This window comes from Pedobacter roseus (assembly GCF_014395225.1).
Classification (GTDB): Bacteria; Bacteroidota; Bacteroidia; order Sphingobacteriales; family Sphingobacteriaceae; genus Pedobacter; species Pedobacter roseus.
On the sequence record NZ_CP060723.1, the window covers coordinates 4,622,428 to 4,643,421 of the forward strand.

Annotated in this window: 5 protein-coding genes; 1 reads left to right on the top strand and 4 read right to left on the bottom strand. The window is 42.2% G+C overall.

What is annotated here, in order from left to right; genetic code table 11:
* Nucleotides 1-95: 95 nt before the first annotated feature.
* Complete coding sequence (locus H9L23_RS18965; protein WP_187591814.1) at nt 96-1,211, top strand: sensor histidine kinase; 1,116 nt, start codon at nt 96-98, stop codon at nt 1,209-1,211.
* On the opposite strand, the gene H9L23_RS18970 is transcribed toward H9L23_RS18965, so the two are convergent.
* The 4 genes from H9L23_RS18970 to H9L23_RS18985 form a co-directional block, all read right to left on the bottom strand.
* Nucleotides 1,208-4,009, bottom strand: coding sequence for a lantibiotic dehydratase (locus H9L23_RS18970; RefSeq protein ID WP_187591815.1), 2,802 nt, complete (start codon nt 4,007-4,009; stop codon nt 1,208-1,210). The two genes, H9L23_RS18965 and H9L23_RS18970, sit on opposite strands and share 4 nt — an antisense overlap.
* A 307-nt stretch (nt 4,010-4,316) precedes the next feature.
* Nucleotides 4,317-6,320, bottom strand: a complete 2,004-nt coding sequence (locus H9L23_RS18975; protein ID WP_187591816.1) for an OmpA family protein — start codon at nt 6,318-6,320, stop codon at nt 4,317-4,319.
* Between the two features lie 87 nt (nt 6,321-6,407).
* Nucleotides 6,408-7,409 carry a PorP/SprF family type IX secretion system membrane protein gene (locus H9L23_RS18980; RefSeq protein ID WP_187591817.1) on the bottom strand — a complete coding sequence of 334 codons (1,002 nt, stop codon included), beginning with the start codon at nt 7,407-7,409 and terminating at the stop codon, nt 6,408-6,410.
* Nucleotides 7,410-7,446: 37 nt separating this feature from the next.
* Complete coding sequence (locus tag H9L23_RS18985) at nt 7,447-20,910, bottom strand: Ig-like domain-containing protein (RefSeq protein WP_187591818.1); 13,464 nt, start codon at nt 20,908-20,910, stop codon at nt 7,447-7,449.
* Nucleotides 20,911-20,994 lie beyond the last annotated feature (84 nt).

Sequence of the window (20,994 nt, forward strand, 5' to 3'; positions counted from 1 at the left end):
AAGATGCACGCCAAAACCACACACAACCAGTTTTTTACACAAACCCCTACTTTTGGGAGATAAAAGCCCAATTTCAATAGATTAAAGAGAAAAAAATGAACTTTTTACACTTAAAAATATTCTACGAAAAGTATAAGTTTCACCTGTTGGTATGGAGTCTTTACATCGTTTATGAGGTATTTATTCTGGGTTTAACCACAAATCGATTCAGAGAACCGGGAGCCTATCTACTTGTTTATATCGTTAATATTTTAACCTTCTATACCTATGGTTTTTTACTGAAAAGGGTATTAAAAACGGAATCAAATGCTTTAAAAATTTTAAAGGTTACTATACTCATTGCAGTAATAATTTTTGCATACGTCGTTTCTACATTTTTTCTTATTATCTTTTTTGAAAAAATAAGCTTAATAAAAACAAACCCGGATAGAGCCTTTGACCGGGAATTAATATTATCCTGCATTTATCGTTCAATATTATTTATTGGTTACTCAACGGGTTATGTTTATATCACTAAATCATTTCAGGATCAAAAGAAGGTTGAAGCGCTTGAAAGAGTGAACCTGGTTACCCAGCTTGAGAAACAGGCTTTAGAAAACGATCTGGTACAATCGCAAAACAATTACCTGCGCAGCCAGATCAATCCGCACTTCCTGTTCAACACCTTAAATTTTATTTATAACGACGCCCGTAAAAAAGCGCCTATGGCAGCAGATGCGATTATGAATCTTGCTGAAATGATGCGCTATGCTTTAAAACGCCCTGAAGCATCAGAAATGGTTCCTTTAAGTGAAGAGATTGAGCAAATTGAGCATTTAATCAATCTTCATAAACTCCGAACGGCTAACACGATTAATCTGGAACTTGAAGTAACGGGAGATTTATTTGGGTTAAGGTTTCCACCCCTTATCTTATTAACTTTAGTAGAGAACATATTTAAGCATGGAAATGTTTCGCACTCTACTCAGCCTGCATTAATTAAAATCATTTACGAAAATGATAAACTCCATATCAGCACGATTAACATGATTAACGACAACAAGGGAAAACAAACTGAAAGTCATCATGTTGGCATCGAAAACATCGGCAAACGTTTGAGTAATTTCTATGGCGATAATTATGTATTCAGGTATTATAAAGACCCGCTTAACCGCTACATTACAGAAATTGAAGTTACCGTTGTTAACCCAATGGCCAGGTTAAACCGCTAATTATTAATGGCATTTTGCCGCTGGATATCTTTTAATAAAAAGTAATACATCACCATTTCATGCGTGCGCTGGTCTTTATTAAAAAGCCTGTTTACATGCATGTGCATCAAATCGCTAAGCAGTTTAACACGTCTTTCAGGCCGTACCTGTTTAAGGATAGTGATAAAAGAAGCTGAAAATTGTTCGAACTGCTGTTCTTGTTCAGCAGTTAACTCAGTAAATTCAGTTTTCCTGAACTGCTGGTAGTGATTGTTGAGCTGTTTAAAATCGGTCGCATTTAAATGGTGTTCACGGTTAAAGGAATCGGATAAGGACCTGATTATTTTACCTGCCACCTGCTGATCAACCAATCCTGCGTTAATTATTTCTGAAAACAGCATCGAGCACAGCTTATATTTATCAAAATGATCAGGCTGTGTTTCGAAAAGGGACATTACAAAGTCACTATCGGTAGCAAAATGTTTTTCAACATGTTCGATCATATCGCTGCCATAGCGCTCGAGTTCGCGCTTATAAGTTTTAATCTGCACGTCAGACACCAGTCCAGAATTTAAAAATACGTACAGGTTATCCATTAAACCAGATGTTACCGCTTGCATTTTAAGTATATCGTTTAAAAGCACCCTAAATCTGATGTGGTTTCCGTTTTCATTGTAGCGGATAAAAAACCACGATTTAATGTCTGCAGCATAATCTGCTAAAAAAGAGGCTATTACTTCGGCCAGAACCTGATCAGATCTTTGCTGATGGCAATAAATTTCAAAATAGAGCCATTCTGTTCCTGGCGGAAAATACCGGATTACATCAGTATGTTGTACCTGAGGCAACAAACCATTATAAATTTTCTCTGCATGATTGATGCTTAAAACAAACTGTGCCACATAAGGCTGCCCTGCATCATCTACTACAATACTATTCTGGGATAGGTTTACTTCTTCAATATACAATGAACTGTGTTTCTGCATATATTGAAGAAAAGCATTCAGGTCCTCATCTCTGTGCAGTGCAAAACAGAGGGTTTGATCAGATAAACCGGCTTTAAAATAATTGCTCACCCCTATTTTTACAAGGTTTGCACGGAAAAGTTTGATTGATAAAAGTTTTTGGTCCTGACCTAAAAGATCTTCTTTCTTAATTTTCCATTTATAATTGCTTAGCACTATATTTTGATATTGTAAGCGCGGATAATAATCGAGATCAGGAAACAGGTTATCGAGCGGCAAGGAAAGGCTTGTTGTGAGCCCCTGATGCTGTAAATCGCATAATAACCTAAATACAGAAAGATCTGAGCGGGAATAATTATAAGCGGAAGCCATTCGGGGCACTAAACGTTTGTTTAAACGTTTAGTGCGGAGTATAACTTCTGTTCCCTTAACAGAAAGCTGGATATCATTTAAACTCAGCGGATCTGCTGAGGTATCAAAATTGAGGATCGATAATTGGTGGCCATACATGCATTGGCGACGGTTTACATTATCTACATTGGTTTCGACCATGTACGCCACGTCGAAAAACAATACCTCCGGATTGGCCGCCTGCTCGGCACCGGCAACATTTTTTGCATAAGTTTCTACCGCCTCATCGGCCATGGTAAACCTACCGGTTAATGCATTTGAGGTTGCCCCTCCTATCTGCTCGGTAAAAATCAGGTCGTCATGAACAGACATAATCAGACTAAAAGAATTGGGCAGCGGCTTCGGGTTATCGTTTAACTTTAAAGCAAGCTTGTTTAAAAACACCGGTTTACCTTTTTCGAAGCTTTGCGGGGAGAGATGCTGCTTAAATGCTGCCTTAATGCCCTCTCCATCGCTTTCAGACTTAGCTGACTTATTGCTGATTTTAGCGATAAAATCGTCATTTTCGCCCGCTTGTTCGAGCTGATCGTAACCAACCCCCATTTCGGGATCGAGTGCCAGTAAAAGCGGCACTTCCTGATCTTCAAATTTCTTTTTAAACCTGGTTATAAACTGATTTAAAGCTTCGCGGTCGCTATTGGGTAAAATACCATGAAGCGTTTTGATCAATCCGGGAATGGCAGAAAGCAATTGTTCTTTTATGTGACCGGATTTTACTGTTCTTTGGGCAATGAGGTATTTTGGTAAATCTTTTGTATCGGTAAGGCCTAAGCGTTCGAAATAGTCTTTCCCAATGATATTAGGATCGTAATTGGTAAATATCAGCTGCAGATCGTGCATATCCTGAAACAGGCCAAAAAGGTTTTCTACTTCTTCGTTTTTTAAATTTAATGTCTTGATGAGTTCATTAATACGTATTGGTTTGATACAGGCATCCAATATCTGTTTTACAAAATCATCTTCATCAAGCTCAGCCAGTTCGAAAACCCCATCGGTACAGGCAATGTAACGGATACTGTTTGGAGTAAAGTAATAACTGCTGTTACTGAACAACAGGCAGTTTTTATTCAACAGATCGGCTAAGGGCAGCTGAATATTATTTTTGTAAGGCCAATCGACCAGGGTCGTAATTTTTTGTTCTTTTTCGATTACAATTTTGCCTTCAGATGGTTTAATGGCATCGGTTAATAAACTGAAACCGGCAAATGTGCCATAAGGTGTGGAGCGGAACTTAGCCCGGTTAAAATATTTCCAGATGGTAAAGTACACCTTCGGTGGAAGATCCTGTAACTGGTTTGCTTCTACATCTTTTATCGTTTCGTAAAATGCAGATGAAGATATAGCGATTGCTTTTTTTAACTCCTCCCAACAATCGGCAAGTTCGGATTGATACGAAAATTTAGGTGTTCTAAAAATTACGGTGGGTTGAATATTAAGCTTCATCAGATTTAAATGGTGGCGAAAATTACAAAGATTAATTTAGATTACCAGTTGGCAGTTAATAGTTAGTTGCAAAATACAAAATCAGCGTTTATCATTTTAAATCAGCGGGAATAAATGTGCACAAAGGGTTTCCCGCAGATTACACTGATTTACGCAGATTTAAATTTTTCCGTCACTTAATTGACTTCGTCCGTATCTCCACGAACTTACAGTTAATTAGCTTTTCGGTCGGGATTGCAAATCACGACTAACAACAAAAAAGCCATCTCCTTTACGAAGATGGCTTTACCGGGATGTTAATTGTATTCTATTTTTTGGTTACTTTAAATTCAGTTCTTCTGTTTTTAGCCCTACCTTCAGGGTTATCTTTTTTCTTGCGTTTAACGATGATTTCATTTGGTGCAATCGGCATTGATTCGCCATAACCTTTTGAAGTCATTCTGGCAGCGGCAATACCTTTACTTTCTAAATAATCAGTACAAGATTTTGCCCTTCTGTTTGATAAATCGAGGTTGTACTCATCTGTACCGATGTTATCGGTATGAGAACCTAATTCGATTTCCATTTCAGGGTTATCTTCCATAATCGGGATCAGGAAGTCGAGCACTTTTTTAGAAGGTTCAGTTAATTCGGCGCTGTTAAATTCGTAATATACATTGTCCAACGCCATCGGAATACCTATTTTGAAAGGGCTTAAGCAGTAATCTTTATAAATTAATGTATCTGCTTTTGCAAGTTCCTCATAAGGATAGTTTTTGGTTACTGCAAAGTAATTGTCTTTAGCAAAAAGCAATTTGATCGGTCTTTTCGAATCTACTTTAAACTTATAAATACCATCGGTACCTGTAGTAAGTTTTTGTGGACCTTCTGCATTGTTGAGGGTAACACTTGCACCTGCTAAAGGCAATTTGGTTTTACAATCGGTTAAAATACCTGAGATTGATAAATATTCTTTTTTCACTTCGAATATTTCTAAACAGCAGGATGATTCGCGATCAGAACTGATGTATCCAGCTGTTCCTTTATCATCGGTCGCTGTGAAATAAATATCATCTTTTGAAGAGTTAAATGGATAACCCAGGTTTTTTGGAGCGGTCCAATCAACCAGATCGCCCTCTGATTCAAAGAAATCAAGTCCACCGAAACCTGTTCTTCCATCGGTACTGAACAATAATTTTTTGGTTAAGGTATTGTAATAAGGCGCACGCTCATCATCTTCGGTATTAATGGCCTGACCAAAGTTTACCGCCTGCCCCAATGAACCATCGGCACGGATGGCGCAGTACCAAAGGTCGAACTTGCCGTAACCGCCACTTCTATCAGAAGAGAAAAGCAGGAACTTACCATCGCTGGTTACAAATGGCTGTGAGGAGTTGAAATCTTTACTGTTTACCTGCAAACCTACCGGTTGTGCATCAGACCATTTATCGCCTGTTTTTTTGGAACTATAAATGGCATATTTTTCTTTATCCCTCCAGGTGGTGAAATATACTGTATTACCATCCGGGGTAAAAGCAGGTGCGGCAATCTCTGTACCTTTAGGAAAATTAATATCCAGTTTTTTAACGGCAATATCTGCTGTATTTAAATTACCCTTGGCTGAATAGAGGTTGTTGATAAATGGATTGGCTTTTGTTGATACCTGAACTTCGCCACCGGCCTCTGTTTTAACCATATCTTTTTTACTACCTACAGCAACGGGACGTGATGAAGTAAAATACAGTTCGTTATTGATTTTTACCGCAGCATAGTTAGATCCTAAACCGTTTACGTTGGTTGGTACTTTTTTTACCTGTACCATACGTGGGAAACGCATTTCTTCAATGGCAAACTTACACGATTCGATTTCTTTCTGGGCTTCTTTAGCTAAAGGATCTCCAGTGTTTTTCTGGATGAACTGCTGAAAAACATCAATGGCCTGATCAAATTTTTTGTTGGCCCTTAAGCTTTCTGCATAATAGAACAATGCTTTTCTAAAACGGGTATTGGTAAAAGTAGCAGCTATGGCATAATATTTCTCGGCCTCGTTAAACTCCCTGTAGAGCCTGCTCGACTCGGCCAGGTTGTAAATCGATCCTTCATAATCTTCTATCACTTTATCATCAGTGGCTGATTTTCTTTCCTTGCCATAAGGTAAAATGGCCTGGGTACTATCGCCAGTAATTTTAAGGGCTTTCTTATAAAAGGTAGATGCTGCATAATAATCCTTATTTTCGAAATAAGTATCGGCAACCTTTTTATAATTAACCACATACTGAGCGTTAGCAAAACCGCCAAGTGCCACTAATAAAATGAGTAATATTTTTTTCATCTTTATAAATTATTAATCGTTTTGCTATCGTTTTTTAAGGGTATTAATTAACGTGCTAGCTCGGTTTGTTTGCATTGGTGATGAAGATTATAAACGTGGGCAAAAGAAGTTTGGACCAATAATTCCGTTACGGCCAATTAAGGATACCGAAAGCTCTAAACCGCCATTACTATTTGATGCCCGGTTGAAAGTAGAGGTGTTCACATCATAACTCAACCCGAAAACCATATTTTTTAACTGTAAACCCACAAAGGCAATTGCAGCATCTTTATTACGGTAGTTACCGCCAAATAAAATATTTGCTGATGAGTTAACATTAAGCTGGGCATAAGCACCCAACGAAACCTCATTGGTATTACCCTGGTACATAAATAAGGCATTTGGCACAATATCCAGCAGTTCTGAAGCTTTGATCCTGGCACCGCCATGCGCGGTGAAGCGAACAGGGATACGCGAATTAGTACCCGAGAAACGATCCATCGGACGGGTTAAGTGTGCTGCACTTGCGCCTAAGAAAACGTTTACACTTTTATTGGGGTTACCATCAAAGAACATGATACCTGCGTTTACATCCGGCACCAGTGAAGACTGCGATGAAAGCGTTTCGCCACTCATCATGCCGCCATCATAACCGGTAACAGGATTAAACTGGTTACCGAACCTGGCCTGAGAAAAATCGAAACTGCGGTTAATGATACCGGCCTGTAAGCCAAAGCTCACCATCTGCAAACCCTCGGCACCGAACCTTAAGCGATACGAACCTGATACCAGGGCAGAGAGGTAGTTAAAATCTAGCTCCCCTGCCCTTTGGTTTAAAATGGTTGCACCAAATGCGAAGTTCTTTTTCGGGGCGAGATCGAAAGATGCACCACCGGTTAAGAACGAGCTGTTAAGTGCACTCCATTGTTGTTTAAAGTTTACCGTTGCACGGTAATCGCCGTCTATTACGCCCGTTAATGCCGGATTAAGGTATAAGGGGTTTGCATAATATTGCGAAAAATGCGGATCAGTTTGTGCAAAAGACTTAGCTGTACACAGCAGTAACCCCAGCACCGCAACATATATTTTTAAAGCCGATAGTATTTTCATGGTCTTTGATTTTATCTGTTAATTATTAATCCTCTTCTTATCTGATCAGCGTTACTGTACCTTTTTTCAATGTAGTTGTTCCATCGGTAAAGGTTACATCAACCATATACACATAAACCCCGATTGGCTGATTTACACCTTTAAAGGTTCCGTCCCATCCATTTGCCACGTTATCTGACTGGAAGATCAACTGACCCCATTGTGTGTAGATGCTCATTTTAGCTGAGGCAATGGTATTGCCATACACTAAGAATACATCGTTTTTACCATCGTTATTTGGTGTAAATGCATTTGGTATGTACACCTGATTTCCAAGTGGATTGGTTGCTTTGCCCGAAACTGAACCGTTTGCACTGGTTTGACAATCAATCTGTCCTTTGGCCCTAACCGAGATGGTTACACTTTGATCTGGTTTTAAGCCTGTAACAAAGTAACTTGTTCCGGTTGGTCCGTTTGTTGGGTTGATCCATGTTAAACCATTGTCTAACGATACTTCGTAAGCCGTAGCACCTGCAACTGCAGCCCATGCAAAGGTGATGCTATTTGGAGTTGAGGTTTGTACCACTACCACCGGTTTATCTAACACCGGAAGTACGGTTACCGTAACAGCTGTTCTGCCTGGACTTGCACAACCACCCACGGCTACAGCTTCTACATAATAGATGGTGGTAGCACTCAGGTTAGGTGTGGTAAAGGTTATACCTTCTGCCAGTACCGGACCATTAGAGCTTGCAGCATACCATCTGTATACTAATCCTGTTACCGGATTATTAACCGTTAATATGGTTGAGCTGCCAGCACAAAGTGTTCCGTTTGCAGCTGTTACCGAAGCTGGTGCAACTGGTACTGGTAGTGCAATTACATTTACCGGTGTTCTTGATGTTGATACACAGCTTCCGTTTGCACCCTCTACATAGTAAGTAGTGTTTGCCGTAACGGCTGGCGTTGTAAAGTTAACACCTGTTCCTACCGGTGCACCACCTGCCGCTGTACTGTACCAGTTATAAGTAGCACCCGTTTGAGGGTTAGTAACGGTTAATACTGCAGGGCTTCCTGTACATACACTCACTGATGATGAAGCCACTGTTGGTACTGTTGGTTTAGCATTTACCGTAACGGTTACTTTAACACGGCCACCGCTGTTGTTACAGCCACCTGTACCGATTGCCGATACATAGTAATCTGTTGTGGCAGTTAAAGCGGTAACATTGTAGCTTGTACCGGTAAATAATAAGTTACCGCCAGTTGCTGCGTTGTACCATTCGTAAGTAACGCCTGCCTGTGCATTGGTTACGGTTAATGTTGCACCATCACCTGCGCAGATACCTCCGTTTGGAGCAGATACCACAGGGTTGTTTGGCAAAGCATTTACCGTAATGGCTACTGCCCTTGCTGTTGCTGCAGAACTTTCGCACCTGTTATCACCTTTAACGGTTACATAATAGGTTGTACTTGCAGTTAATACCGGGGTAGTAAATACCGGACCAGTAAATACGACTGTATTTAAAGTGGCATCGCTGTACCAGGTAAATATTGGGTTGGTTACCGTTGTGCTGGTTGCAGCCAATGTTGCGGTTGCATTTGCACAAACCGATGTTGAACCGTTCACTGTAATATCTGTTGCAGTGGCAACCGGATTTATTTTAATGGTTACCGCTACTGCGTTTGCAGCAGTATTTTCACATTTATTGGTTCCTTTAACGGTTACATAATAAGTTTTAGTAGCTGTTAAAACCGGTGTGGTAAATATTGGTCCGGTAAAAGCCACACTGGTTAACGAAGCATCGTTGTACCAGGTAAATACCGGGTTGGTTACTGTTGTTGAACTGGCGTTGATTACTGCTGTACCCGATCCACATACAATTGCCGGAGTTGATAAGGTAATATCAGCAGCTGTTGCACCTGCATTTACCGTAACGGTAACCACTTTTGCATTTGCAGCAGAACTTTCACACCTGTTATCACCTTTTACAGTCAGGTAATATTTAGTGGTTGCAGTTAATGCCGGTGTATTGAAAGTAGCACCTGTAAATACCGGCGTTGTTAAGGCCGCATCGCTGTACCAGGTAAATACCGGGTTTGTTACTGTTGTAGTGCTGGCTACTAAACTTGCAGATGAGCCTGCGCAGATGGTTGCATCGGCTGCGGTAACATCACTTGCCGAAGCTACCGGGTTAACCACAACATTTACAGATTTAGCTGTTGCAGCGCTGTTTTCACACTTGTTATCGCCTTTAACCGTTACATAATAAGTGGTATTAGCGGTTAATGTTGGTGTAGTAAATACTGCCCCTACGAATGCTACATTAGTTAAAGTTGCGTTGGTGTACCAGGTAAATACCGGGTTTGTTACGGTTGTACTACTAGCAGTTAATACTGCTGCAGATCCTCCGCAAACATTTGTTGAACCATTTACCACAATATCAGTAGCAACTGCTATTGGATTAACCTTAATGGTAACAGATGCTGCATTTGCCGCACTATTTTCACATTTATTGGTTCCTTTAACCGTTACATAATAAGTGGTGGTAGTGGTTAATACTGGTGTGGTAAATATTGGTCCGGTAAAGGCCACGCTGGTTAACGAAGCATCGTTGTACCAGGTAAATACCGGGTTGGTTACCGTTGTTGAGCTGGCATTGATTATTGCCGTTCCCGATCCACACACCAAGCTTGGTGTTGATAAGGTAATATCAGCAGCTGTTGCAGCCTGGTTCACGTTAACCGTAACTACTTTAGCTGTAATACCTGAGTTTTCACATTTGTTATCACCTTTAACCGTAACATAATATTTAGTGGTTGCGGTTAATGTTGGCGTTACAAAAGAGGCACCCACATAAGCTACCGAGGTTAAGGCAGCATCATTGTACCAGGTAAAGGTTGGGTTGGTTACTGTTGTAGTGCTGGCTACCAAAGTAGTACCCGATCCTGAGCAGATGGTTGCATCAGATGCGGTGATATCAGAAGCGGTAGCCACCGGACTAACGGTGATCGTAATTACCCTTGCAGTACCAGGTGCGTTCTCACATTTATTGTCACCTTTTACGGTTACATAATAAGTAGTGGTCGTATTTAATGGTGGTGTAGTAAATGTTGCGCCAATGAAACTTACATTGGTTAAGGCGGCATCACTATACCAGGTAAATACCGGATTGGTTACGGTTGCCGAAGTTGCACTTAATACTGCCGATGAACCTGCGCAAGCTGTTGTGCTTCCGCTAAGGATAATATCGGTAGAAACTGCTAAAGGATTAACTGTTACCGTTACCGCTTTAGCATCTGCAGCAGCATTTTCGCATTTATTGGTTCCTTTAACACTTACATAATAAGTGGTAGTGGCGGTTAAACCGGTTACAGTAAAGGTTGGACCGGTAAATACCACACTGGTTAATGAAGCATCGCTGTACCAGGTAAATACTGGTTGGGTTACGGTGGTGCTCGAAGCCATTAACATTACAGTAGAACCCGAACAGATCTGGGCATTGCTTACTGCAATGTCTGCAGCGGTAGCAAAATCCTTAACAGTTACGGTGACTACTTTAGCGTTGGCTGGTGAATTTTCACATTTATTATCCCCTCTTACAGTTACATAATAAGTAGTAGTTGCATTCAGTACCGGAGTAGTAAAGTTTGGTCCAACGTAAGCTACTGTAGTTAAAGCAGCATTGCTGTACCAGGTGAACACCGGATTAATTACTGTGGTTGTTGAGGCAGATAATGCCGCGGTTGATCCTTTACATATTGAAGTAATTCCGCTTGCGGTAATATCAGCATCAGTAGCAGCAGGATTAACCGTAATGGTAATCGATTTTGCAGTTGCTGGGGTGTTTTCACATTTGTTATCGCCTTTAACCGTTACATAATAAGTGGTTGTGGCATTAAGTGTTGGCGTAATAAAACTAGCTCCCGTAAATGCTACAGTTGTTAAGGCAGCATCACTGTACCAGGTAAATACCGGGTTGGTTACCGTTGTACTGGTTGCAGTTAAAGTAACTGATGAGCCACCACAAACAGTGCTTGTTCCAGCTAAATTGATGTCAGTTGGACCAGCAACAGGATTCACCGTAATGGTAACCTCTTTTGCATTACCTGCTGTGTTAGCACATTTATTTGTTCCGCCTACTGTAACATAGTATTTGGTTGTTGCTGTAATGGCTGGGGTAGTAAATACTGCGCCTACAAAAGCAACCTGTGTTAAGGCCGCATCGCTGTACCAGGTAAATACCGGGTTAGTTACGGTTGTGCTGGCTGCAGTAAGTACTGCCGTGCCAGAAGCACATAACGAAGTTGTTCCTGTTACGGTTAAATCGGTAGCTAATGCCGATGGATTAACCGTGATTGAAATCTTGGTACGGGTTGAGCTTGAACAAGCTGCTCCACTCACGGCTTCTACATAATAATCGTAGGTTCCGGCAGCAAGTGTTGCAGGGGTATTAAAGCTGCTGTTGTTGGTTACCAACATGTTTCCGCCAACTGCTGCATCGTACCAGTTATAAGTAATGCCTGCAACTGCCTGCACACTTAAAGTAGCAGATGTACCGATACAAGTGGTTGCCGGATTAGTGGTTGATGGAACAGGTGCTACTGCCGGAGGCAATACCGTTACCGTTACTTTTGTTCCTAAAGTCTCGCATCCATTAGCTGTTGCCGTTACCGAATAAGTATAAGTACCAGCAGCTAAGGCTGGGTCGGTTGTGAAAGTTGTTCCGTCTTTTCCTGCCTGATAAGTTGCGCCTAAGTACCATTTGTATACCACACCTGCTTGTGGGTTCTGCACGCTTAATGTTGCAGATGAACCTTGACAAGCGCTTGCAGTAGCAGCAGCAACTGTTGGCGCAGTAATTACCCTTTGTGCGTAATCTAAATTAACAGAAGTTAATGCACCTAAGAGCCCTGAGTTTAACCTCAATTCTACACCATCAAATCTGCTGGTTGGTACGAAAGTTAATATGGCCGATGTTCCGCCTGATAATAATTTTAAGTTGATTAATGGGTTGGATATAGAAACCGCATCGTTATTGCTGGTTGTACCCTGGAAAGTAGTTACCGTTAAGTTAGTTAACACCCCTACCGAAAGCAATGCTCCTGGCGTGGTAATTTTCACCCTTAAGGTATCGCCTACATTTGATAAACCAGTAAAACCAACCTGGTGATAAACAGATGCACCTAATAAACCCACTGGAATAACCAGGCTAGATCCGGTATTGATATCGTTATCAACCGCGAATGTTGGGTTATAAACGCCAGCCAATAATGCCACACCTGTTACACCGCTTGCCACTGTTGTAGTTGCTGCGCCGCAAGGGGTAACTACCGGATTACCGTTAGGCACTACCGTAACTGTTACAGTAGCCCTGCTTGTTGCAGTACATCCGCCTGGAATAGTCGCCTCCACATAATAAGTTGTTGTGGTGCTTAATTGTGGTGTTACATAAGTTTCGCCAGTATATACCGGAACTGTTCCGTTTGCAGTAGTGTACCAGTTAATGGTTGCTCCTGCTGTACTCGAAGTTGCTTTTAATACGGCAACCGAACCTTCACTAATGGTGATCGATGGCGGCGTAATCACCGGAACATCAATGGTTCCAAGCACAATTTTACCCTCAGTTCTGGTTGATGAAGTACCGCAGCTGTTTACCGCAGCTACAAAGTAACTTCTATCTGCTGTAATTAATGGTGTGGTAAAGTTATCACCGGTAAATAATACAGTGGTTGAGGTTGCAGTATCGTACCAGTTATAAGTAGTACCAGCAACCGGGTTTTTAACCTGGAAGGTAACCGATGTATTAGGGCAGGTATTAACCGATGCCGAAAGTAGATCAGGCGTTACCGGAGCAGGGTTGGTAGTAACGTTTACTACAGTTTTATAGCTTACACAACCTGTTGCTGAAACTGCGGCTACATAGAATTTAGTATCGCCTGTTAGAACAGGAGTAGTAAATATAACACCGTCTTTACCGCTTAAGTAAGTACCGGTAGCATCGTACCACCTGTATGTTAAACCTGCTGATGGATTATTCACCTGCAATTGAGCAGTTGATCCCACACAAGCAGTTACATTAGCCGAGGTTACTGTTGGCGCAACCAAAATGCGTTGCGCGTAATTTAAGTTGATCGAGGTTAAAGCTCCCAATACACCTGAATTCAATCTTACTTCTACCCCATCAAAAACATTGGTTGGAACAAAAGTGATTAAAGCCTGTGTATTACCGCTCAACAACTGAACATTTAACAAGTTATTGTTTAATAATTGCGAATCACCATTGCTATTCGTTCCAACATAAGTGGTGATGGCCGCATTACCCAATAATGAAAGCGACAATAGTTTTCCTGGCGATGATACCAATACACGTACGGTATCGCCCACTGTAGATAGTGATCCAAAACCCACTCTCTGATAAACTGACGCACCTAGCGCTCCAACCGGCATAACCAGTGAAGATGCTGTTTGGGTATCGTTATCAATAGCTAAAGCCGGGTTAAATACACCTGATAACAAGGCTACACCTGTAACGCCGTTAACCTGTGTGGTTGCAGCCTCGCAAGGAACCGGATTTGGCGATCCGTTGCCATCAACCGTAATGGTTACCTGAACGCGGCTTGCTGAAGTACAACCATTTGTAGAAACCGATTCTACATAATAAGTTGTGGTAGCCAATAATGGAGGTGTAACATAAGTTGCTCCTACATAAACTGGTGTTGTTGAAGTATTAGAAGTATACCAATTGAAAGTATTGGTTGGATCAGCAGAAGTTGCTGTTAAAATTGCGGTCTGACCTGCGCTCACTGTTGATGAACTTGCAGTTACTACAGGCAACACCGGACGAGGATTAACCGATACTGCTGCTGCTGCACGTGCAGTACTTGTACAGTTTCCTTGCGATGCTTCTACATAATAAGTAGTGGCAGCTGTTAAGGCCGGAGTTTGAAATACCGAACCGGTAAATACCAGATTGCCAGCTGTAGCAGCATCGTACCATTTGTAAGTTACCGCCGGATCAGGATTAGCTACTGATAAAGTGGCTGATGATCCCTCGCAAACATTGGCAATAGTTGCCAATACCGGAGTGGCTAATGCCGGGGTAACGGTTACTGTTACAGGAACCCTGGTTACGTTTGCACAAGTTCCTTTGCTTACCTGAATATAATAAGTGGTGGTAGCAGTTAATGCTGGCGTAGTAAAGGTTTCGCCAGCGGCCAGTTGTGTTCCGCCGGTTGGCGCATCAAACCAGGCTAAAGTAGTACCACCGTTTGCCGTTGCATTTAAAGTTGCAGTGCTTCCGGCACAGATTGTTTGCGTTCCTGCTGTTACGGTTGGATTAGGATAAATGATGGTTGCACCATAAACATCTAAGCTGGTTACGGCAGAAAGTAATGCACCGAAGCTTACCTGTACCCTATCATAAGCACCGCCTGCCAATATGGTAGCAGCGAAACGGTTGCCCGAAAGTAACTGAAGATTTAATAATGATGAATTTAACTGAACTGTTCTAACTATAGTAGTACCGTTCATTACATTTAAGGTAACATTACCCAACGCAGTTAAATCTAATAAACCACCTGGTAAGGCTAAATCTAAACGAAGACTATCAGTAGCTGTTCCAGCTGATGGGAAAATTAATTGCTGATAACCTGAAGCACCCACACCTACCGAAAGTGATATTCTGGTAAAGTTAGATGGATCTGCATCAGTAGAGTTTCCAGGGTTGGTTACACTACATAATAAGCAGATACCGGTTATACCAGAGTTTTGTGAGCTTGCAGCGTTACAAGCTGTACCACCACCATTGTTTAGTACGGTAACGGTTACCGGTACGCGGCTTGCGCTTTTGCAACCACTTGCATTTGTAGTTTCTACATAATAGGTAGTTGTTGCATTAAGTACAGGCGTGGTAAATGAAGTACCTGCACCTACCTGTGTTCCACCCGTAGCAGCATCGTACCATTGGATGGTATTGCCCGCATCAGCAGTGGCAGATAAAGTTGTAGACTGACCAGCATTTATTACCTGGCTGTTGGTGGTTACCGTTGCAGCTGTTGCTGGTGGATTAACTGAAACATTTACAGCCGTTCTGCTACTTACTGCAGTTCCGGATACCGCCTCTACATAATATACAGTTGGTGCGGTTACTGCAGGCGTTACAAAAACACCAGTATTATTGGTAACTAATGGTGTACTTCCTGTAGAAGCATACCAGTTATAAGTTACGCCTGCCTGCAGGTTGCTTACACTTAACGTTGCAGGACTTCCCGAACAAACAGTTGCATTGGCAACCACTGGAGCATTAACGGTTACGTTTAAGCTATAAGCGGTTGTTGCTTTGTTGCCGTTTGCATCTGTTGCAGTTAAAGAGATGGTATAGGTTCCACCTAAAGTTGGTGTTCCTGTAATTTCTCTTGTTGCAGTATTAAAGCTTAATCCCGGAGGAAGACCAGTGGCCAGATAAGTATATGGGGCTGTTCCACCGGTTACCGCTGGTAAAGTTTGCGTAGGGTATCCAGTACCTACAATACCGTTTGGTAAAGTTGCACCTGGTAACGATAATACACCAATTACTTTAAGTGCATAAGTGTTACTTGCTGTTCTGCCTTCACTATCCGTAGCGGTAACACCGATCGAATAATTTCCGGCCTGTGTTGGTGTGCCCGAAACCTGTCTGGTGGCCGGATCAAAGGTTAATCCTGCAGGTAGATTGCTTGCTACATAAGTATAAGGACCAACACCTCCGGTTGCCGCCGGTAAAGTTTGTGTAGCGTACACTGTTCCTTCTGTTCCATCAGGCAAAGTTGCCGCCGGTAACTGTAAAGGATTAACAATGTTTATAGTATAGTTACTGGTGGTTGTTTTTCCATCAGCATCTGTAACGGTTACTGGTACAGTAAAGGTTCCTGCCTGTGTAGGCGTTCCGGTAATTGTTCTTGTAGCCGGATCGAAGGTTAACCCCGGAGGAAGACCAGTTGCCGAATAAGTATAAGGAGTTGATCCTCCTGTTGCAGAAGGAATGGTTTGAGGGGTATAAACGGTTCCTGTGGTGCCATCAGCTAAAGTTGCTGGTGGTAAAACCAAAGGATCGGTTACTTTAAGGGTATAGTTAGCCGTAATCGTATTGCCATTGGCATCTGTTACGGTAACTGGAATAGTAAAGGTTCCGGTTTGAGTCGGTGTACCTGTAATTTCTCTTGTTGCCGGGTTAAAAGCCAATCCCGGAGGAAGACCAGTAGCCGAATAAGCATAAGGACCAGTTCCACCTGTTGCAGCTGGAATTCCGTTTGTAGTATATGCTGTACCTGTAACACCATTAGGCAACGCTCCAGGAGCAAGCGCCAAAGCTGGTGTGGTTGTTAATGTAAAAGTTGCAGTTTTGCTACAGCCTTTGGTATCAGTTACCACAACATCAAATGTTGGGTTGCCTGTTGCAGTTGGTGTTCCGCTTACCAAACCACTTGTTGATAAGGTTAAACCAGCCGGCAAAGTACTACCCGAAGCCAAAGCATAAGTATAACCCGGTGTACCGCCTGTTGCTACAGGAAGTTGTTTACTGTAAGGCGAAGCAATTGTAGCATTGGTTAAAGTTGTACCTGCAAATACAATTGCCGGATTAACAGTAATAACCACAGGAACCCTTGTTGTATTAGAACAAGTGCCTTTGCTTACCTGAATATAATAAGTAGTGGTAGCGGTTAAAGCCGGAGTAGTGAAGTTTGCTCCAGTACCCACCTGGTTGCCACCTGTTGGCGCATCAAACCAGGCTAAGGTTGTACCGCCATTTGCTGTTGCACTCAACGTTGCGGTACTTCCCGAACAAATCGATTGTGCACCGGAGATAAAAGTTGGATTTGGATAAACAACGGTTGCACCATAAATATCTAAACTGGTTACTGCCGAAACTAAGGCACCAAAGCTTACCTGAACCCTATCGTAAGCACCACCTGCCAAAACTGTAGCGGCAAAACGATTGCCTGATAAAAGTTGAAGACTTAATAATCCACCGTTTAATTGTACGGTTCTTACCACTGTGGTACCATTTAGTACGGTAACCGTTACGTTATTTAAAAGTCCAACATCAGCTAAACCAGTCGGCAAAGCTAAATCTAAACGGATACTATCAGTAGCTACTCCAACTGAAGGGAAAATCAATTGTTGGTAACCATTTGCAGCAACACCCACAGCAAGAGAAATTCTGGTGAAGTTGTTCGCGTCCGCATCGGTTGAGTTACCCGCTCCGTTTATAGCGCACAATAAACAGATACCGTTTATACCGGTATTCTGACTGTTGGCCGCGTTACAAGCAGTAGCACCACCACCGTTAATTACGGTTACTGTTACCGGAACGCGACTTGCGCTTTTACATCCGTTAGTACTGGTGGTTTCTATATAATAAGTTTTGGTTGCTGTTAAAGCTGGTGTAGTGAACGAAGTTCCGGTTCCTACCTGAGTACCTGCAGTTGGTGCATCAAACCAGGCAATGGTATTTCCCGCATCAGCAGTTGCTGTTAAAGTTGTAGTTTGGCCAGAGTTGATTACCTGGTTATTGGTGGTAACCGTAGCTAAAGTTGCCGGTGGGTTAACCGAAACGGTAACCGATGTTCTTGCACTTACTGCTGTTCCAGAAACAGCTTCGACATAAAATACAGTTGCAGAGGTAACCGCAGGCGTTACAAAAGTACCGTTATTGCCAGTGGTTAAAGGTGTACTTCCTGTAGAAGCATACCAGTTATAAGTTAGGCCAGCTTGAAGGTTGCTTACGGTTAAAGTAGCGGTACTTCCGGTACAAACTGTTGCAGAAGCCACAACCGGATCATTTACCGTTACCGCTAATGCATAAGTAGTAGTTGCTTTATTATTATTTGCATCGGTAGCCGTTACAGAAATGGTATAATTACCACCTTGTGTTGGCGTTCCTGTAATTTCTCTCGTGGTTGGGTTAAACGATAATCCCGGAGGAAGACCAGTTGCCGCATAAGTATAAGGAGAAGTTCCGCCAGTTACCGCTGGTAAAGTTTGTGGCAGATAAGAAGTACCCACAATGCCGTTAGGTAATGTTTTTGTTGGCAAGGTTAACGTTCCGTTTACCTTAACTGGGTAATTATTGCTGGCCGTTTTGCCCTGGCTATCGGTTACGGTTACACCAATTGTGTAATTACCTGCCTGTGTTGGCGTGCCGGTAATTTCTCTTGTAACAGGATTAAATGATAATCCGGCAGGAACACCAGTAGCTACATAAGTGTATGAACCAACACCACCTGTTGCAGCTGGTAAAATCTGTGTAGCATAAACCGTTCCTTCAGTTCCATCCGGTAAAGTTGCCGCTGGTAATACCAATGGGTTGTTTATCGTGATGCTGTAATTAGTGGTTACTGTTTTTCCGTCTGCATCGGTTACCGTAACAGGTACAGTATAAGTTCCGGCAGTTGTTGGCGTACCCGTAATGGCTTTGGTAGCCGGATTAAAAGTTAAACCCGGAGGAAGCCCCGTTGCCGAATAAGTATAAGGCGTAGTTCCACCAGTAGCAGTTGGAATAATCTGCGTAGTATAAACTGTTCCTGTTGTTCCATCGGCTAAAGTAGCAGTTGGCAACAATAATGGATCAGTAATTTTTACCGTATAGGTTGAGGTAATGGTATTACCGTTTGCATCAACAACGGTAACCGGGATATTATAATTTCCGGGTTGAGTTGGTGTTCCGGTAATCTCTCTTGTAGTTGGGTTAAAAGCTAAACCCGGAGGAACACCTGTTGCAGTATAAGTATAAGGTCCTGTTCCACCGGTAGCTGCCGGAATAGTCTGCGTTGGGTAAACTGTTCCTGTGATGCCATTTGGCAATGCACCTGGTGTAAGTACCAAAGCCGCAGTAACCGTTAAATTATAGTTGGCGGTGGCATTACATCCTTTGGTATCGGTTGCTACAACCGAAAAAGTATAAGCATTGGCTACCGTTGGTGTTCCGGTAATTACACCTGCTGATGATAAAGTTAAACCTGCCGGCAATGTACTGCCTGCGGCTAAAGCATAAGTATAAGGCCCTGTTCCGCCTGTTGCTACATCCAGTTGTTTAGAGTAGGCAAAACCTGGAGTAGCATTGGTTAAGGTAGCTCCGTTAAAAATAATCTGTGGGTTAACCGTAATTACAATCGGTACCCTTGTCGATTCTGTTGCACAGCCAATTCTTCTGGCAGCAACATAATAAGTTTTGTTGGCGGTTAATGCCGGCGTAGTAAATGTACCATTGTAGGCAACTGTTTGTAAAGCTGTTCCACCTTCTACCACATCGTACCAGATTAATTGGTTGGCGCTAGAGGTTGTTGCAGTTAAAGGAACTGTAGTATTATAACAAGCAGCAATGGCATTACTTGCCGGTGCAGTAAAGGTTGGCCTTGGTGCTGAACGTGTTGCACCGTACACATTAAGCGTTTGGGTAAGGTTTAAAGTTAAAACCGATCCCAAAGTAACTTTCACACGGTCAAATACCACTCCGGCTCCCGGAGAAACAGGTATGGTTACGGGTTGACCGCTATTTAATAAGCCGAGTAAATCAAGATTTAATGTAGTTGGAACAGATCCGGTGTAAACCTGGGTATTTCCGTTATAAGCCGTTATCGAAATGTTCTGTAAAACTCCGGCAGTTAATAAAGCTGGTGTAGTGCTAAACCTAAGGTTAATATCGTCGCCAGGATTAGAAGGCGTTGTAAAATAAAAATTTTGGCTGATGGATGAAGTCACGCCAAGTACGCCTAAACTCAAAGTAGAAAAATTATTTGGATCAGCATCAATAGCCCTTTCGCTATTCGTTACACCCGAACTGCCCAGTTGTAAAGCATCAAGTGTTATTCCTGTTCCTTCATAACCTGTACTAAATGCCTGTGCACAAGGGTCGGTACCAGAAACGTAAAATGCATTGTAAACTCTGGTACTGTTGCTAACCCCAAGTAAAAGCGCATTGGTAACGTCTTTAATATATATACGGTCATAAGCCTGTGTTGGCGTTATGGCCACATAAAAGAAACCATTGGCATCTTTTACGATCCTGATATTATCTGTTGAAAAAGCCGCTGTACTGCTTCCTGTGAGTACAGTTGAAGCGCCGTTTCTCGCGCCCACTTCAAACGAGTGATTTCCAAGAATTACGGTACCGCCCACATTAGCCAGCAAACCGCCCAAACTACCTCCGAGTAACCTGTTCAGGATGTCTCCGTCAAAATCTATCCTGATGAAGGATGTTGTTCCTCCATTAACCGCAGCCGGATATTTTAATTCCAGTTCACCATTATAAGCGCCAATGCCAAGCGCAAGTCCACCGTACGAATTTACCGTTGCAAAGGTATTATCGTTCAGTGTAGCGTTGTTCGCATTGTCGACCCTGCTTTGTGCAGAAACGGTATTTGCAAAAACTTTTGTTTGTGCATACGATTTCGAGTAGAAGAGCGTTAATAGAATGATGACTGCAACACAGGTATTGCGGATTATCCCTATTTGGGAAGAAAAAGTAGGAGTTTTCATCATGTCAGGCGTTATTTAGAAGACTTACTATGTGGGATGCTACTGTTAGGTAAATGTTTTTTTCAGGGGCATTATATAATTATGACA